The organism is Acidimicrobiia bacterium, assembly GCA_041394025.1.
In the GTDB taxonomy this organism is placed as follows: Bacteria; Actinomycetota; Acidimicrobiia; order IMCC26256; family JAOSJL01; genus JAOSJL01.
The window spans coordinates 1,290,009-1,307,618 of record JAWKJA010000002.1 but is presented as its reverse complement, the minus strand read 5'-3'; the positions used below and the strand labels follow the sequence as shown (position 1 = coordinate 1,307,618).

The 17,610-nt window shown below is 68.4% G+C and carries 15 protein-coding genes and 5 tRNA genes; 12 read left to right on the top strand and 8 right to left on the bottom strand.

Translation table 11 applies throughout. The features are described 5' to 3' along the window. Positions 1-184: 184 nt before the first annotated feature. The 3 genes from R3A49_06040 to trkA form a co-directional block, all read right to left on the bottom strand. A tRNA-Lys gene (locus R3A49_06040) sits at positions 185-258 on the bottom strand. A 62-nt stretch (positions 259-320) separates the two neighbouring features. After that, on the bottom strand, positions 321-1,844 hold the full coding sequence (locus R3A49_06035; protein MEZ5170289.1) for a TrkH family potassium uptake protein: 1,524 nt from the start codon (positions 1,842-1,844) through the stop codon (positions 321-323). Between the two features lie 4 nt (positions 1,845-1,848). After that, positions 1,849-3,267: a Trk system potassium transporter TrkA gene (gene trkA, locus R3A49_06030; GenBank protein ID MEZ5170288.1), complete on the bottom strand. Its 1,419-nt coding sequence runs from the start codon at positions 3,265-3,267 to the stop codon at positions 1,849-1,851. A 45-nt stretch (positions 3,268-3,312) separates the two neighbouring features. Here trkA and R3A49_06025 point away from each other — a divergent pair, with 45 nt between their 5' ends. Next, positions 3,313-4,239 (top strand): TIGR01777 family oxidoreductase, encoded by a 927-nt coding sequence (locus R3A49_06025; protein ID MEZ5170287.1) that lies wholly within the window; start codon positions 3,313-3,315, stop codon positions 4,237-4,239. Positions 4,240-4,332: 93 nt separating this feature from the next. Here the strand turns inward: R3A49_06025 and R3A49_06020 are convergent. Then, positions 4,333-4,406, bottom strand: a tRNA-His gene (locus tag R3A49_06020). A 92-nt stretch (positions 4,407-4,498) separates the two neighbouring features. Beyond that, a tRNA-Arg gene (locus R3A49_06015) sits at positions 4,499-4,571 on the bottom strand. A gap of 167 nt (positions 4,572-4,738) precedes the next feature. Between R3A49_06015 and R3A49_06010 the strand changes: the two genes are divergently transcribed. Further along, on the top strand, positions 4,739-5,734 hold the full coding sequence (locus tag R3A49_06010; protein MEZ5170286.1) for an NADP-dependent oxidoreductase: 996 nt from the start codon (positions 4,739-4,741) through the stop codon (positions 5,732-5,734). Positions 5,735-5,747: 13 nt separating this feature from the next. Here R3A49_06010 and R3A49_06005 read toward each other — a convergent pair whose 3' ends face one another. The 3 genes from R3A49_06005 to R3A49_05995 form a co-directional block, all read right to left on the bottom strand. Continuing rightward, positions 5,748-6,266 (bottom strand): O-acetyl-ADP-ribose deacetylase, encoded by a 519-nt coding sequence (locus R3A49_06005; protein MEZ5170285.1) that lies wholly within the window; start codon positions 6,264-6,266, stop codon positions 5,748-5,750. A 73-nt stretch (positions 6,267-6,339) separates the two neighbouring features. Then, positions 6,340-6,410: transfer RNA gene (locus R3A49_06000), tRNA-Gly, on the bottom strand. Positions 6,411-6,453: 43 nt separating this feature from the next. Next, a tRNA-Pro gene (locus tag R3A49_05995) sits at positions 6,454-6,530 on the bottom strand. A 126-nt stretch (positions 6,531-6,656) separates the two neighbouring features. Between R3A49_05995 and tig the strand changes: the two genes are divergently transcribed. From tig to mreC, 10 genes are all read left to right on the top strand, one after another. Continuing rightward, on the top strand, positions 6,657-8,066 hold the full coding sequence (gene tig / locus R3A49_05990) for a trigger factor (protein MEZ5170284.1): 1,410 nt from the start codon (positions 6,657-6,659) through the stop codon (positions 8,064-8,066). Beyond that, positions 8,063-8,692: an ATP-dependent Clp endopeptidase proteolytic subunit ClpP gene (clpP, locus tag R3A49_05985; GenBank protein MEZ5170283.1), complete on the top strand. Its 630-nt coding sequence runs from the start codon at positions 8,063-8,065 to the stop codon at positions 8,690-8,692. The genes tig and clpP overlap by 4 nt, the downstream gene beginning before the upstream one ends. 39 nt (positions 8,693-8,731) lie before the next feature. Continuing rightward, on the top strand, positions 8,732-9,982 hold the full coding sequence (gene clpX / locus R3A49_05980) for an ATP-dependent Clp protease ATP-binding subunit ClpX (protein ID MEZ5170282.1): 1,251 nt from the start codon (positions 8,732-8,734) through the stop codon (positions 9,980-9,982). 51 nt (positions 9,983-10,033) lie between these two features. After that, positions 10,034-10,498, top strand: coding sequence for a VOC family protein (locus R3A49_05975; protein ID MEZ5170281.1), 465 nt, complete (start codon positions 10,034-10,036; stop codon positions 10,496-10,498). Continuing rightward, complete coding sequence (locus R3A49_05970) at positions 10,495-10,911, top strand: cupin domain-containing protein (protein ID MEZ5170280.1); 417 nt, start codon at positions 10,495-10,497, stop codon at positions 10,909-10,911. The genes R3A49_05975 and R3A49_05970 overlap by 4 nt, the downstream gene beginning before the upstream one ends. A 68-nt stretch (positions 10,912-10,979) precedes the next feature. Further along, positions 10,980-13,685 carry a valine--tRNA ligase gene (locus R3A49_05965; GenBank protein ID MEZ5170279.1) on the top strand — a complete coding sequence of 902 codons (2,706 nt, stop codon included), beginning with the start codon at positions 10,980-10,982 and terminating at the stop codon, positions 13,683-13,685. A gap of 4 nt (positions 13,686-13,689) precedes the next feature. Continuing rightward, positions 13,690-14,988 carry a folylpolyglutamate synthase/dihydrofolate synthase family protein gene (locus tag R3A49_05960; protein MEZ5170278.1) on the top strand — a complete coding sequence of 433 codons (1,299 nt, stop codon included), beginning with the start codon at positions 13,690-13,692 and terminating at the stop codon, positions 14,986-14,988. 90 nt (positions 14,989-15,078) lie between these two features. Then, positions 15,079-15,516, top strand: coding sequence for a nucleoside-diphosphate kinase (gene ndk, locus R3A49_05955; GenBank protein ID MEZ5170277.1), 438 nt, complete (start codon positions 15,079-15,081; stop codon positions 15,514-15,516). Between the two features lie 204 nt (positions 15,517-15,720). Next, complete coding sequence (locus R3A49_05950) at positions 15,721-16,758, top strand: rod shape-determining protein (GenBank protein MEZ5170276.1); 1,038 nt, start codon at positions 15,721-15,723, stop codon at positions 16,756-16,758. 24 nt (positions 16,759-16,782) lie between these two features. Further along, entirely contained in the window at positions 16,783-17,610 is an 828-nt protein-coding gene (gene mreC, locus R3A49_05945) for a rod shape-determining protein MreC (protein MEZ5170275.1), read from the top strand.

Genomic DNA, 17,610 nt, shown 5'->3' with positions numbered 1-17,610 from the left:
CACCGTAACGCCGCGGTGCGACAGCCAACATGGATTCCCAAGGTGTAGCGAACCTGTCTTGGTGGCGAAGGCCCTGGTGGCGCCTCGACGAAACACGTCGAGTCCGACGGTCGCAAGGGGTTCAGGCCTGCAACAACGGTCGGCAGGTGGGCAGGATCGTGGGCCCGAACGGGGTAGATCCGAGTACGCCCCCGGGGACTCGAACCCCGAACCTGCGGATTAAGAGTCCGTTGCTCTGGCCAATTGAGCTAGGGGCGCAGGTGCGGCGCTCGCGCGCCGCCGGGTGATCGTAGCCGTCGCCATCCGTACCGTCCCGATCGTCAGCGCCGCGCGGACCGTCGGACTCGGTTCTGTGCGTCCCACCGCGCCCTCCAGCGCGGGAACGCGGCGACAGCCAGCAGGACCGGATAGATCTCCAGGCGTCCGAGGAGCATCGTGGCAGCTGCCGCCATGTCCGCGCCGGTGTCGACGTTCGTGTAGTTGCCCGACCCGAGCTCGCCCAGGGCGGGCCCGACGTTCCCGATCGAGCTGACGGCGGCCGAGAGCGCGGTGACGAGATCGACCTCGAAAGCCGCGATGGTGACCGTGGCGACGAGGATCGTTCCCAGGAACATCACGAAGAAGCCCATGATCCGGTTGACGACCCGCTCCTCGAGGATGCTCCGGCCGACGCGCACGGGCCGGACGAGCTCGGGATGCAGTGCCCGCAGGAGCTCGCGGCGGGCGAAGCGCATGATTCCGAGGACGCGGATGACCTTGAAGCCTCCGGCGGTGGAGCCGGCCATCGCGCCCATGGCCATCATGATCAACAGGAGCGTCTGGGGTGCCACCGCCCACTGGGTGAAGTCGATGAGCCCGTAGCCCGTCGTACTCGAGATCGAGACGACGGTGAAGAGCGTCTCGCGTACGGCGCCGTGGCCGACACCGACCTCGACGCGGTTCACGATCAGGATGATGGCCGTGCCGACGAGGACGATTCCCAGGTACGTCCCTGCCTCCATCGACCGGAACAGCCGGATCGACCGACCACGCAGGACCCGGTAGTACATCGGGAAGCTGGCACCGGCCGCGAACATGCTGACGACGGCTGCCCACTCCAGGTACGTCGATCCGAAATGGGCGAACGAGTCGTCATAGGTCGAGAAGCCACCGGTGGAGATCGTCGTGAACGCGTGGTTGACGGCGTCGAAGACGCTCATCCCCCCGATCACGTACGCCCCGATGATCGCGAGCGTGAACCCCACGTAGATCGCCCAGAGGCGTTGAGCCGTGAACCGCACACGGGGGGTGAGGCGCTCGTCGGACGGGCCCGGAGCCTCCGCCGCGAGGAGATCCATGCCACCGACCCCCAGAACGGGCAGGACGGCGACCACGAGGACGATGACACCCATGCCGCCGAGCCACTGAGTCGTCGACCGCCAGAAGAGCACGCCGTGGGCGGTTCCCTCGATCGGATCGAGGACCGTGGCTCCCGTGGTGGTGAAGCCCGAGACCGACTCGAACACACCGTCGGCGAAGGAGTCGAAGGTCCCCGTCACGACGTAGAGGACGGCCGACACCAGCGTGAGCGCCACCCAGCTGAAGGCGACGGCGGCGAACACGCTGCTCGTGTCGATCCGCTCGGGAACCACCGAGACCCGGTTGAAGAGGAAACCGATCGCGAGACTCCCGACACCGCACGCCAGGATCTCGAGCGCCTGCGTGGCGCTGTCGGAGATGTCGATGGCGGCGCTCACGACCATGCCGAGACCACCGATGATCAACGCGAGGCCGACGATGTGAAGAACCACCGACTCGACGCGGCCCGAGCGCGTGACCGGCTGGTTCTGTGAGGTCCCGGCCATCGGCTCAGCCGAACATCGGCGCGACGTCTTGGATCTTGTCGGGCATCCCGAAGATGATCACGTGGTCCCGGCTACGGAGGGCTGTGCGCCCGCGAGCGATCTGCCCCTTGCCGTCGCGCACGACACCCCCGATGACGACGCCTTCCTTGGGCAGCCGCAGTTCGGCGATGAGGGCTCCGTCGACGGTACTTCCCTCCTGCACCTCGAGCTCCACGACCTCGGCGTCACCCTCGAGTGCGGTCGAGACGGCGACGCCGCCACGTACGAAGCGCATCACGGCGTTCGCACTCGCTGTTCGAGGTGAGAGGGCAACGTCGATGCCGACCTGCTTGAGAAGCGGGAGGAGTTCGAGGCGGTGCGCGACCGCGATCGTCTCGACGGCTCCCGCCGACTTGGCGAAGATGCACGCGAGCACGTTGGCGTCGTCTTCGCCGGTGAGGGCGATAACGGCGTCGGCAGACGCGACACCCTCCTGGTGGAGAAGCTCGTCGTCTGTGATCTCCCCGCGCACAACGAGCGCCCGGGGTACGTCGCGGGCGAGTTGCTCGACACGGTCGGCATCGCGATCGACGATCACGACCCTGGCGTTGCGCTTCGTGACGTGCTCCGCCACGGCCTGGCCTATACGACCGCCGCCCAGCACCATGATGCGTTTGGGGGTGGCGCGGTCGAGCCCGAGCTCACCGAGGATCTCGCGCCGCGCCTTCGTTCGGCAGACGATGCGCACGTAGTCGTCGGCCTCGATCCGGTGGTCACCCCGCGGGATGATGGTCGTGTCTCCGCGCACGATGGCGCCGAAGAGGAAGTCCCAGTTCGGTTCGTGCTCCGCGGCGATCTCCGCCAGCGACTTGCCGACGAGAGGAGCATGGTCGGGAATCCGGGCGCCGATCACGACGAGGTCGCCGCCGGCCATCTTGGCCACCTCGGCGGTCCCGGGGAATTCCAGGAGATCGAAGATCTGCTCGGCGGTCTCTGCGTCGGGGTCGACCACGAGGTCGATGCCCATGTCCTCGCGCACCTGCTTGCTGGTCGCGGCGCGCAGCTCCGCGTTCTCGATCCGGGCCACGGCTGTCTCGACGCCGAGCAGCTTGCCGAGCTTGCAGGCGAGCATGTTGGTCTCGTCGATGTTCGTGACGGCCACGATCAGGTCGCACCGGTCGATCCGTGCGTCCTTCAGGACCGAGGGGCTCGCACCCCCGCCGCGCACCCCGAGGACGTCGACACGGCGTGTGAGCTGCTCGAGACGGTCGGCATCCTGTTCCACCATGGCCACGTCGTGGCCCTCGCGGCTCAGTCGCTCGGCCAGGTACGATCCGACCTCGCCGGCGCCGATGACAACGATGTGCACCGCGCCATTCTGGTCGCACGACAGGTGTGACACGCTCATCCCGTCGGCTTCGCTCGTCGTCGGGGTCTGCCGCACCGTGGTGTGGCCCGTCACGCCGTCAGAGACGTGAAGGAGGAGCACATGGAGGTCGCTGTCACCGGGTCCACCGGGCTGATCGGCTCGGCTCTCGTGTCATCGCTCCTCGAGGCGGGGCACCGGGTGCTTCGCGTGGTACGTCCCGACACGGGCCACTCCGCCGACCGTGACACCGACACCGTGCCGTGGGACGTCGAGTCGGGTGTCATCGACGCGGGAGCGCTCGAAGGGCTCGACGCCGTGGTGCACCTCGTGGGAGCACCGATCGGCGACAAGCGGTGGACACCGAAACGCAAGGCGTTGCTCCTCCGGAGCCGGACGGAGAGCACCCGGCTGCTGGCACGCGCGCTCGCATCGCTCGGCGACCCGCCCGCCACGCTGATCTCCGGATCGGCCATCGGGGTCTACGGAGCCCACAGGGGCGACGACGAGCTCACCGAGGAGTCCGACACCCGCGACGACGACTTCCTGGCAGCGCTCTGCGCGCGATGGGAGGAGTCGGCGGAGCCCGCGCGCGAGGCGGGGATCCGGGTCGCTCACCTGCGGACGGGCCTCGTCATGGCCCGACACGGGGGAGTCCTGGCGCGCCAGCTCCTGCCGTTCAAACTCGGAGTGGGCGGTCGGGTCGGTCCGGGCGACCAGTGGCTGTCGTGGATCTCGTTGCCCGACCAGGTGGCGGCGATCCGCCACATCCTCGTGTCCGACGGGATCTCGGGGGCTGTCAACGCAACAGCACCCCGGCCCGTGCGCCAGAAGGACTTCGCCGCGACACTCGGGGCGGTGCTGAGGCGTCCGACGTTCCTGCCGACGCCGCTGTGGCCCCTCCGCCTCGTTCTCACGTCCGAGATGGTCGACTCGACCCTGCTGGCCGGCCAGCGTGTGGTTCCGGCGCGACTCGAGGACGCGGGCTTCTCGTTCACCCACCCGGACCTGGAGTCGGCGCTGCGCGCGGTCCTCGACCGCCCGGCGTAGCCAACCCCGCCGGATGGTGCGTTCCTCGTCATACGGCGACGACAACTGCACCAACCCGGGAGGACGTCAGGAGGGCGTCAGAGCATTTCTCGGGGTGACCGAGGGGATTCGAACCCCCGACCTCCTGGATCACAACCAGGCGCTCTAACCAACTGAGCTACGGCCACCATGTTTTCTTGGGCGCTGTCTGTGTGGGCTGTCTTGTGTGCGCTGTCGCATCGGTGACGTCATGGCGCAGACATCACGGCACCGACACGGGCGCGCCCGGGAGGATTCGAACCCCCGACCATCGGATTAGAAGTCCGACGCTCTGTCCCCTGAGCTACGGGCGCTCGTAACCATCCAGGGCGCCCGAGCAGTGTACCGGGCCGGGTGCGGCTGCCTCGCCGCGTCGTACCGCGGCATCCACCGCCGCTTGCGCCCGGCGGCGGCGACTGTTGACATGGCAGCGGCGCCGACCACCGGCCGCCGTGACGGACGCACGACCGATGGAGACCCGATGACCGAGAGGAACCGTCGCATCGTTCTCCGTCAGCGACCGCACGGCCCGGTCACCCGTGAGTGCTTCGACACCGAGGAGTTGCCTGTTCCCGAGCCGGGTGAGGGTGAGGCGCTCGTGAAGGTCGAGTTGCTGTCGGTGGATCCCACGATCCGCGGGTGGATGGCCATGGACACCTATCTGCCCGCCATCGCGATCGGCGACGTCATCCGAAGCAGCGGCCTCGGTGAGGTCGTCGCCTCGAACAACGACAGGTACCCGGTCGGTTCCACCGTGGCGGGCCTCACCGGGTGGCAGGAGTACGCCGTGCTCGCCGACGACCTGACCCAGGTCATCCCCGACGAGATCGATGCCGAGGCGGCCATGAGCGTCTACGGCATCACCGGCGTCACGGCATACTTCGGCCTGCTCGACGTCGGGCGTCCCGAGCCGGGGGAGACCGTCCTGGTCTCGGGCGCGGCCGGCGCCACCGGCTCGGTGGCGGGCCAGATCGCCCGCATCAAGGGCTGCCGGGTCGTCGGGATCGCCGGGAGCGACGAGAAGTGCGCCTGGCTCACCGGCGAGTTGGGCTTCGACGCTGCGGTCAACTACAGGACGGACGACGTCGCGGCCCGCATCGGTGAGACCTGCCCCGACGGGGTCGACGTCTTCTTCGACAACGTCGGGGGCGAGATACTCGACGCTGCCCTGGGACACCTGGCGATGCACGGCCGGGTCGTGATGTGTGGATCGATCTCCACCTACAACGACGAGGAGCCGCCGCCGGGGCCCCGCAACCTGCCGGTTCTCATCTCGAGGCGGGGGCGGATGGAGGGCTTCATCGTGCTCGACTACCTCGACCGCTACGTCCACGCCGCGATCGAGCTCGGGGGGTGGGTCGAGGCGGGCGAGCTGCGCTACGCCGTCGACGTGCTCGATGGCCTCGACAGCGCCCCCGACGGGCTCGAGCGCCTGTTCACGGGCGCCAACACCGGCAAGGTCCTCGTGCGGCTGTAGAGCAGCGTCGACGTCAAGCCTCGGAGTTCTCGAGGGCCGTTCGGTAGGCCTGCACCGTGAGATCGTCGAAGCACACGAAGCGGATGTGACGGACCGAGGTGTCGCTCGAGCGCACGGTCCCGACAGCCACGGAGGCGGCGGCGGGCACCGGGTAGCCGTACACGCCGGTGGAGATCGCCGGGAAGGCGAGCGTCGTGGCGCCCACCTCCTCGGCGCGGGCGAGCGACGCCCGGTAGCAGGACGCCAGCAGGTCGGGCTCTCCCCGGTCGCCGCCGTGCCACACCGGCCCGACGGTGTGGATGATCCAGCGGGCCGTCAGCCCGAAGCCGGGCGTGACGACGGCGTGGCCCGTCGCACAGCCTCCGAGGGTCCGGCAGTGCTCGATGAGCTCGGGCCCGGCCGCGCGGTGGATGGCTCCGTCGACGCCGCCGCCTCCCAGCAACGACGAGTTGGCGGCGTTGACCACGGCATCGACGCGCTCGGCGACGATGTCACCCCGGACGACATCGAGATCAGGAGCTCGGATGCGCATGCCGTTGCCTCAGAGCCGGGACGATCCACGTCGGGGAGCACTGTGTCGACGACCCGGTGTGGAGTGCCTGTCGAGCGGGTGACGGGGATCGAACCCGCGTCATCAGATTGGAAGTCTGAGGCTCTGCCATTGAGCTACACCCGCGAGGTCGCCACGGTAGCCGCAGCCGGGAGGGCCATTGCCGTGCTGGTCGGGGAGGGGGGATTTGAACCCCCGACCTCCTGCTCCCAAAGCAGGCGCGCTGCCAACCTGCGCCACTCCCCGTACCCGGGACGAGGGTAAGTGGCGCAGGTACCCTGCGCCACCCGAGACGAGGCAGGGACGAGCCCGCGCCGACCGTGGCAGCGTTCCCGGAAGCGCGGCAGGCCGTCGGTAGACTCACCCGTTCACATGCACACCTCCGTCGAGCCGTTCGAAGAGAACAAGGTCAAGCTCAGCGTCACCGTCCCCGCTGACGACTTCGAGACGGCGGTCGACGCGGCGTTCCGGAAGCTGGCCCGCGAGGTGAAGATCCCCGGGTTCCGCCCGGGCAGGGCCCCCCGCAAGCTCCTCGAGGCGCAGTTCGGCCCCGACGCCGCCCGTGAGCAGGCGCTGCGCGACGCCATCCCCGGGTACTACGCCGATGCCGTCACCTCCGAGGACATCGACGTGATCGCCCAGCCCGAGATCGAGATCACGGCCGGCGAGGACGACGGCGACGTGGAGTTCTCGGCGGTCGTCGAGGTGCGCCCCACCGTCACGGTGTCGGGCTACGACGAGCTCCGCGTCGAGATGGAGTCGCCCGAGCCCGACGACGAGGCCGTCGACGCCCAGGTCGATCAGCTACGTGAACGTTTCGCCGGCCTCGAGGAGTCGACGACCCCCCTCATCGACGGCGACTTCGCCAGTGTCGACATCCAGGGGTCGCTCGACGGCGAGCCGATCGACGACCTCTCCGCCACCGACTACCTCTACGAGGTCGGCTCCGGTCGTGTCGTCCCCGAGCTCGACGACGAGCTGCGCGGTGAGAAGCCGGGCTCGGTTCTCGAGTTCACCGCCGAGCTTCCCGAAACGGCCGCCGAGCACGCAGGGGAGACCGTGAGCTTCCGGGTGCTCGTGAAGGAGACGCAGCGCAAGAACCTCCCGGCCGCCGACGACGAGTTCGCCTCCGAGGCCGGCGAGTTCGACACGATCGAGGAGCTGCGCGACGACATCCGTGAGCGCATCGGTGTCTACGCCGTCATGCAGGCGCAGATGGCACTGCGCGACAAGGTGCTCGAGGCGCTGGCCGAGCTCGTCGACATCGAGCCGCCCGAGGCGCTCGTCGACGAGGAGGTGCAGCGACGTCTGCACGATCTCGCCCACCGTCTCGAGCCGCAGGGCGTGTCCCTCGAGCAGTACCTCGCTGTGACGGGACAGGAGCCGAAGGAGTTCCTCGAGGGCGCGCGTGAGGGCGCGGGGCGGGCGGTGCTCGCCGACCTGGGCCTCCGGTCCGTGGTGGAACAGGAGCAGATCGAACCGACGGACGAGGAGATCGACGCCGAGATCGAGCGCCTGGCGAACCAGATGGACGAGAAGCCCGAAGCCCTGCGGAAGGATCTCGACAAGAGGGGGGTACTGGGGGCGGTACGCTCTGAGGTGGCACGGGGCAAGGCCCTGCAGTTCCTGGTCGAGAACACCGAGGTGGTGGATCCCGACGGGAACCCGCTCGACCTCACCGTTCCCGAGCCCGACGAATCCGCAGACGACGAATCCGTAGACGACGAATCCGAAGACGACACCAGTTCCGGCGGGAACGGCCAGGAGGACACGACAGCGTGAACGAGCCCACCCTCAACTACCTCGTGCCGACCGTGGTGGAGCAGACCAGCCGCGGCGAGCGTGCTTTCGACATCTACTCCCGGCTCCTGAAGGAACGGATCATCTTCCTCGGTACGCCGATCGACGACGCCGTCGCCAACCTCATGATCGCCCAGCTCCTCCACCTCGAGAGCGAGGACCCCGACAAGGACATTTCGATCTACGTCAACTCGCCCGGCGGCGAGATCACGGGCCTGTTCGCCATCTACGACACGATGCAGTACATCAAGCCCAAGGTGCAGACGATCTGCGTCGGACAGGCCGCCTCCGCTGCGGCGGTGCTCCTCGGCGCCGGCGAGAAGGGCAAGCGGTTCTGCCTGCCCCACGCCCGGGTCCTCATCCACCAGCCCCACGGCGGGACCCAGGGCCAGGTGGCCGACATCGAGATCCAGGCCAAGGAGATGATCCGGATGCGCAAGAGTCTCGACGAGCTCCTGGCCTCCCACACGGGCCAGTCCATCGAGAAGATCTCCACCGACACGGACCGCGACTACATCATGAGCGCGGAAGAGGCCAGGGAATACGGCATCATTGACGAGGTGATCAGTGCCCGCGAGCTCTCCGCCGTCACGGCGGCGGCGAACTAGAGCCCGCAACAGGACCGACGACACGGCGAGGAGGGGACCGTGGCGAAGTTCGGTGACGGCGGCGACCTGCTGAAGTGCTCTTTCTGCGGGAAGAGCCAGAAGCAGGTCAAGAAGCTGATCGCGGGCCCGGGTGTCTACATCTGCGACGAGTGCATCGACCTCTGCAACGAGATCATCGAAGAGGAGCTGAGCCAGACCGACGAGGTCAGCTTCGACGAGCTCCCCAAGCCGAGTGAGATCTACGACTATCTCAACGGCTACGTCATCGGACAGGAGACGGCAAAGAAGATCCTCTCGGTCGCCGTCTACAACCACTACAAGCGTGTGCAGGTCGGCGCGTACGGCGACCCCGACGTCGAGCTCCAGAAGTCGAACATCCTCCTCATCGGCCCCACGGGTTGCGGCAAGACGCTCCTGGCCCAGACCCTCGCCCGGATGCTCAAGGTGCCGTTCGCCATCGCCGACGCCACGGCGCTCACCGAGGCCGGCTACGTCGGTGAGGACGTCGAGAACATCCTCCTCAAGCTGATCCAGGCCGCCGACTACGACGTCAAGAAGGCCGAGACGGGGATCATCTACATCGACGAGATCGACAAGATCGCCCGCAAGGCCGAAAACCCGTCGATCACCCGCGACGTGTCGGGCGAGGGCGTCCAGCAGGCACTCCTCAAGATCCTCGAGGGCACCACGGCCTCGGTCCCACCACAGGGCGGCCGTAAGCACCCGCACCAGGAGTTCATCCAGATCGACACGACCAACGTGTTGTTCATCTGCGGCGGAGCGTTCGCCGGGCTCGACAAGATCATCGAGAGCCGAATCGGGAACCAGGGCGTCGGGTTCGGCGCCGACCTCCGGCGAAACGACGACCGCGAGATCGGCCACGTCCTCAACGATGCGCTCCCCGAGGACCTGCTGAAGTTCGGCCTCATCCCCGAGTTCGTCGGGCGTCTTCCCGTCATGAGCTCGGTCGACAATCTCGACCAGGAGGCACTCGTTCGCATCCTGCGCGAGCCCAAGAACGCGCTCTCCAAGCAGTACGAGAAGTTCTTCCACTTCGACGATGTCGAGCTCGAGTTCACCGACGGTGCCATGGAGGCGGTGGCCGACCTCGCGCTCGAGCGGGGTACCGGTGCCCGGGGCCTGCGGGCCATCCTCGAAGGTGTGCTGCTCGAGGTCATGTACGACCTGCCGAGCCGTTCCGACGTGAGCCGGTGTGTCGTCGACGAGGATGTCGTGCGCGGCAACGTGGCCCCGACGCTCGAAGAGGGTGAGCGGCGACAGAGCGCCTGATCTCCCCAACGCACCGCGCGATACTTCGGGTCCCGAGCCCGGAGGTTGACCATGTCGGACGTCCCCACGCCGGCCCGACTCACGTCCGTCACGCCCTACCTGGCGGTCGACGGTGCGCAGAAGGCGATCGAGTGGTACCGCGACGTGTTCGGTGCCACCGTCGAGTACGAGCCCTTCGTGATGCCCACCGGTCAGGTCGGCCACGCGGAGCTCCGCTTCGGCGATGCCATCGTGATGATCGCCGACGAGTTCGCCGAGATGGACGTGCTCGGACCATCGAGCCTCGGCGGAACATCCGTTCAGCTCGTCCTCTACGTCGACGACGTCGACGCGGTGTTCGCCGACGCCGTGGCCAAGGGCGCCACGTCTGAACGCGAGCCGGAGAACCAGTTCCACGGGTCCCGCCAGGGCACACTGCTGGACCCCTTCGGCCACCGGTGGTCGGTGTCGACACTCATCGAGGATCTCACCGGTGAGGAGATGCACGATCGGATGCCATCGGAGATGCACGAGTGAGCCGCCCGCAACCAGGCGACGACGCCTTCGACCTGGCGTCGACGTTCGTTCACCTGGGTACGGGCTCCCTCGCGACGCCTGTTCCCGACTTCGAGTGGACTCCCGAGTTCCTCGCGTCGTACGCCGACCGGTTCGCCGGCGACGGACCCGAGGGACGGCTCGTGTGCATCACACCGCAGGGCTCCACCTGGGACAGCTGGGAACGTCACCCGGCCGGGGAGGAGGTCGTCGTGCAGCTCACGGGCAGATCCACTCTCATCCAGGAGGTGGACGGCGAGGTGCACACCGTCGACCTCGAGCCGGGACACGCCATGGTCAATCCGACAGGTGTGTGGCACACGGCCGACGTCCACGAACCGGGGCTCGCCCTGTTCATCACTCCCGGCCTCGGAACCGAGCACCGTCCCCGCTGACCGACGTCGCCGACGCGGACGGAATCCGGCTGAAGGCACCCGGACCCGTCCCCGTACACTGAGCGGCCATGCCGGAACCCGCCGACGCTCCCGAGACACCTGCCGCGCTCGGCGCCACGGGTCCCGAGGTCGACTTCCCCAAGGCCTACCGGCCCGACAGGGCCCAGGAACGCTGGTACGACGTGTGGGAGGCCGCGGGAGCCTTCGCCCCCGAGGTCAACCCCGACGGTGACCCGTTCTGCATCGTCATCCCGCCGCCGAACGTCACCGGGTCGCTCCACATGGGCCACGCGTTCGAGCACTCCCTCATCGACGCCACGATCCGCCGAAAGCGCATGCAGGGGTTCGCCGCCCTGTGGGTGCCGGGTACGGACCACGCCGGGATCGCCACCCAGAACGTCGTCGAGCGTGAGCTGGTCGCGGAGGGCACCGACCGTCACGAGCTCGGTCGCGAGGCGTTCGAGCAGCGGGTGTGGGACTGGAAGGCCCGTTCGGGCGGGCGCATCACCGAGCAGATGCGCACGATGGGTCTCTCGTGCGACTGGGCCCGCGAGCGGTTCACGCTCGACGACGGCCTGTCCCGGGCCGTCCGGGTCGTGTTCGTGCGCCTCTACGAGGAGGGTCTCGTCTACCGGGCCAACCGCATCATCAACTGGTGCCCGCGGTGCCACACGGCGCTGTCCGACATCGAGGTCGAGCACCGCGACGTCGCCGGGGAGCTCGTCACGATCTCCTACCCCTTCACCGACGGCAGCGGGTCCGTTCAGGTCGCCACCACACGGGCGGAGACGATGCTCGGCGACACGGCCGTCGCCGTGAACCCCGACGACGACCGCTACACCGACGCCGTCGGGCGAACCCTCATGCTCCCCCTCGTCGGGCGGGAGATCCCCGTCGTGGCCGACGACGCCGTCGACCCGAGCTTCGGAACGGGTGCCGTGAAGGTCACGCCGGCCCACGATCCCAACGACTTCGAGATCGCACAGCGGCACGATCTTCCGGCCGTGACCATCTTCACCCGCGAGGCCGTCGTCAACAGCGACGGCGGTGACTTCGAGGGCCAGGACCGCTTCGAGGCGCGCTCGGCCGTCAAGGAGGCGCTGCGCGATGCCGGCGAACTGATCAGCGTCGAGGAGTACGACCACTCCGTGGGTCACTGCTACCGCTGCCACAACGTCGTGGAACCGCGTCTGTCGCTCCAGTGGTTCGTGAAGGTCGGGCCGCTCGCCGCACCCGCGCTCGACGCGGTACGCGACCACCGCACGCAGTTCATCCCGACGCGTTGGGAGAAGCTCTACGTCGACTGGATGGAGAATCTCCGCGACTGGTGTGTATCCCGCCAGATCTGGTGGGGCCACCGGATCCCCGCGTGGTACTGCAACGACTGCTCCGAGGTCATCGTCACCACGGAGGACCCGGCCTCGTGCCCGTCGTGTGCGGGGCGCGACCTCCACCAGGACGACGACGTGCTCGACACGTGGTTCTCCTCGGCCCTCTGGCCCTTCACGACACTCGGCTGGCCGGAGCAGACCGACGACCTCGAACGCTTCTACCCGAACGCCATGCTCCACACGGGCTTCGACATCATCTACTTCTGGGTGGCACGGATGATGCAGATGGGCCTGCACTTCGCGGGCGACGTCCCGTTCCGGCACGTGGCCATCCACGGGCTCGTGCGCGACGCCGAGGGTCGCAAGATGTCCAAGTCGACGGGAAACGCCGTGGACCCCCTCGAATTGGCCGACCGCTTCGGTGTCGACGCGCTCCGGTTCGCCCTCGTACGCGCCGGCAGCCCCGGCCAGGACGTCCCGCTCGCAGAGGAGTGGGTCGAAGGTGCGCGCAACTTCGTGAACAAGCTCTGGAACGCCTCGCGTTTCCTGTCGATGAACCTCGACGGTCGTCCCCTCGCCGAACTCGCAACCGACGACGCGTCGGAACTCCTCGACGGAGCGTCGGTCCCCGAGCGCTGGATCATCTCGCGGCTCGAGCAGACGGTTGCCCGCGTCAACGAGAGCTTCGAGCGCTACGACTTCGCCGACGGCGTGCGCGAGCTCCAGCACTTCACCCGCGACGAGTTCTGCGACTGGTTCATCGAGCTGTCGAAGGTGCCTCTCGCCGACGCGCAACAGCGCGAGCGCACACAGAGAATCCTGGGCACCGGCCTGAGTGCCGTCCTCCGTCTGCTGCATCCCGTGGTTCCCTTCGTCACCGAGGAGCTCTGGCACCGGCTCGGAGGAGACGGCACTGTGATCACGGCATCGTTTCCCGCCGAGGGGATCGGCGTGGTCGACCCCGACGCCGACACGGCCATGGGAGTCGTCATCGAAGTCGTCTCGGCGGTGCGGCGCTTCCGCTCGGAGCACAACGTGTCGCCGGCGAAGCGCTTCACGGCGTTCGTCCACCCCGCCGGTCCCGCCGAGGCCGGCGCGATCCGGGCCCTGAAGCCCGCGGTGGAGGCCCTGGGCGGCCTCGGGGAACTCGTGATCGACGTCGAGGAACGTCCCGCCCGCACGGGGGAGCAGCGCATCGTCGCCGACGGTGCCGACGTCGTCATCCCCTTCGAGGGGCTCATCGACCTCGAGGCAGCACGGTCCCAGCTCGACCGGCAGATGGAAAAGCTCGACAAGGAGAAGAGCCAGGTCGAGAAGAAGCTGGCCAACGAGTCGTTCGTCGAGCGTGCACCGGCCGATGTCGTGGCCGCGCAGCGGGCGCGCCTCGTCGAGGTCACGGAGTCGCTCGACGCACTTCGTGCACAGCGGGCCTCTCTGGGTTGACGCGATGAACCCGTCCGAGGCGCGGGCGTGGCTCGACGACCATGTCGACCTCGAGCGCGGAGCCGGCGACCCACCGCCACCGCCGACTCTCGACCGAATGCGCGCGGTCACGGAACTTCTCGGCAGCCCGCAGGTCGAGTATCCGAGCGTGCACGTCACCGGTACGAACGGGAAGACCTCCACGGCGCGGATGATCTCGTCGCTCCTCAACGGGCTCGACGTGTCGACGGGTACCTACACCAGTCCGCATCTCGAGCGCCTCAACGAGCGGATCTCGCACAACGGTGAACCGATCTCCGACCACGACCTGGCCGACACCCTGAGCCGCGTCGCGCTGGTGGAGGAGTTCGTCGAGGAGCGGCCGACGTTCTTCGAGATCATCACCGCGGGCGCTCTGAGTTGGTTTGCGGACGTCGCCGTGGAGTCAGCGGTCGTCGAGGTCGGCCTGGGTGGGACGTGGGACGCCACCAACGTCGTCGACGGAACGGTGGCTGTCGTGACCAACATCAGCGTCGACCACGTCGAGTACCTCGGGAGCAGCCGCGAAGGAATCGCCGACGACAAGGCGGGGATCATCGCTCCGGGTTCCACCCTCGTGCTGGGTGAGACCGATCCCGACCTCGTGGGCCGGTTCCTCGACCGCGGTGCCGCCCGGGTGCTGCGGCGGGGGGTGGACTTCGGCGTGACGTCCAACTCCCTGGCCCACGGTGGACGCCTGCTGTCATTGTCGACACCCGAAGACGCATACACAGACATCCTGTTACCGCTCCACGGTGCCCATCAGGCCGACAACGCCGCTCTGGCCCTGGCGGCCACCGAGGCGTTCACGGGCGCCCCGCTACCGGCGGACGTGGTCGAGAACGCGTTCGCTGCGACGTCGGCGCCGGGCAGGCTGGAGGTGGTCGGTCACCAACCGCTCGTCGTGCTCGACGGAGCTCACAACGTCGCGGGGGCGCGCGCGATGCTCGCCGCCATCTCCGAGGAGTTCGCGCCGGGGCCACGCACGCTTCTCGTAGGGTTGCTGCGCGAGAAGGACGCGCGAGAGATGCTCGACGCGCTCGACGCCGGCTCGGCCGAGCAGATCGTATGTGCACGCCCACCCAGCCCACGTGCGATGGAACCATCCGAGCTCGCGGATGCCGCGCTCTCACTCGGCGTCGACGCCGACCGCATGGCCATCGTCGACGCGCCCCGTGAGGCACTCGAGGTCGCTCGCGGGGCAACCGTGCCCGGTGGTCAGCTGCTCGTCACGGGGTCGCTGTACCTCGTCGGTGCCGTCCGCTCCTCGTTGCCACTGCTTTGATGCGTCCGTGGAGCGCGCTATACGAGCCTCAGGGACGCCTCTCGACGACGGTGTGCCGCGGTCGCCGCCCTCCCGGTACGCTGCCGCGCCATGCCTGAGAACCAGACACCCGCCGGTGGACGCACGCTCGTCCTCTGCAAGCCCGACGCCGTCGAACGCGGCCTGGCCGGAACGATCATCGCCCGCCTGGAGGCGCGGGGTCTGGCGATCGCCGCCATGGAGCTGCGCCGCATCGACGCAGAGCTCGCGGGACGCCACTACGCCGAGCACGAGGGGAAGCCGTTCTTCGGTGAGCTCGTCGGGTTCATCACGCGGTCGCCCCTCGTGGCGATGGTGGTGGAGGGCGGGCCCGACACCTGGCAGACGGTCCGTACGATGATGGGCGCGACCAACCCGCGCGAGGCCGCGCCCGGCACGATTCGCGGCGACTTCGCGCTCGAGACGGGCGAGAATCTCGTGCACGGCTCCGACTCCGCGGAATCGGCAGAGCGTGAGATCGCTCTGTTCTTCCCTGCCCTGGCGGGCTGAGGCGACCGACGACACAACGGGGGGTGGGTTCGGCTGGACCCCATCGGGCACACCCCGTAGCCTCTGGAGCTTGTGAGCGCATCCCTTCGGGGTGGACCGACGCGCGAGCTGCCGTAGAACCCGTTCCCACCCGTTTCCGAGGACTCCGGCCCTCCCGAGCGAAACCGTCCGACTCCCCCGCCGACAGACCCGAGGAACCGACCTGTGAGCGAGCCCTGGTACTCCACGATCGTCGGCCGTGACATGGCCGTCGACCTCGGAACCGCCAACACCCTCGTCTACGTCCGCGGCCGCGGCATCGTCCTGAACGAGCCATCGGTCGTGGCCGTCGACGCGCGTGACGGTCGGGCGCTCGCCGTCGGATCCGAGGCCAAGCAGATGATCGGGCGCACACCGGGCCACATCACCGCCACGAGGCCCCTGCGCGACGGCGTCATTGCCGACTTCGACATCTGCGAGAAGATGCTCCGCTACTTCATCGAGCGCGTGCACAACCGGCGGTGGGCGAAACCGCGGATGGTCATCTGTGTCCCGTCGGGGATCACCGGTGTCGAGCAGCGCGCGGTGCAGGAGGCGGCGGAGTACGCAGGAGCGCGCAAGCCGGCGTTCATCATCGAGGAGCCGATGGCCGCGGCCATCGGCGCCGGGCTCCCCGTCCACGAGCCGGCCGGGAACATGATCGTCGACATCGGGGGCGGCACGACAGAGGTCGCCGTCATCTCACTCGGCGGGATCGTCGCGAGCGAGTCGATCCGTATCGGGGGCGACGAGCTCGACGAGGCGATCATCTCGTTCGTCAAGCGCGAGTACTCCCTGGCGCTCGGCGAGCGGACGGCCGAGGAGATCAAGGTCGAGATGGGGAGCGCCTACCCGCTCGAGAAGGAGCTCTACGCCGAGATCCGTGGGCGCGACCTCGTCACCGGGCTCCCGAAGACCATCGTGGTGTCGACCGCAGAGATCCGGGAGGCGGTCGAGGAGCCCGTCGCCCAGATCGTCGACGCCGTCAAGGTCACGCTCGACAAGACCCCTCCCGAGCTCGCCGCCGACATCATGGAGAAGGGCATCGTCATCACGGGCGGAGGAAGCCTGCTGCTCGGCCTCGACGCCCGGCTCGCCTCGGAGACGGGCATGTCGATCATCCTGGCCCACTCGCCGCTCGACTCGGTCGTGATCGGGTCGGGGCAGTGCCTCGAGGAGTTCGACGCTCTCAAGCAGGTCCTGATCTCGTCGCAGTCGGCGTAACCGTCCCGGGAAGGCGCCGGGCACGTGGCCGTTGCTCAGGGAGGACCGGGGAGTCGACGCTACCTCCTGGCCCTCGTGGTCCTGAGCGCCGTCACCCTCATCACGCTCGACCAGCGCGGCCAGGGCTCGGGCGTCTTCGACTCGGCGCGGCGCCTCGCTCTCGACCTGGCCTCCCCGGTCCAGTCCGCGGTCGACGACGTGGCGAGCCCCGTGAGCGACTGGGCGGAGGGTGTCTTCGATTCGGGTGACATCACCCGCGAGCGTGACCAGCTGCGCGCCGAGGTGGAGGAGCTCGAAGCACTCCTGGCGCGAGCGGAGGGAGCTCTCAACGAGAACCAGGAGCTGCGCCGTCAGCTCGAGCTTCCGTTCGCGGGCGACCTCGACGGGGTCACAGCGGAGGTGATCGCGCGAGCACCCAACAGCTTCGAGCAGACGATCACGCTCAACAAGGGGACCTCGGCGGGAATCGCCGAGGGCATGCCCGTCGTGGCGGGAGAGGGTCTCGTGGGCCGCGTCGTCCTGGCGTCGCGCAACTCCAGCAAGGTTCTGCTCATCACCGACGAGTCGTCGGGGGTGAGCGTCCGGATCGGCGAACAGACCGGGTCGGCCACGGGTCAGACCGGTCGCGGGACGCTGCGTGTCGACTTCGTCGATCCCGAGGCCGATGTGGGGGAGGGCGAGATCGCCGTCACACTCGGCGAGATGAGCCGCTTTCCACCGGGTATCCCCGTCGGGTCCGTGTCGGAGGCGGCGCAACAGCCCGGGGAGGTCCAACAGAACATCCGGCTCGAGCCGATCGTCGACCTGGCCGAGGTCGAGGTGGCCACGGTCCTGATCTGGCCGGCGCCGTGA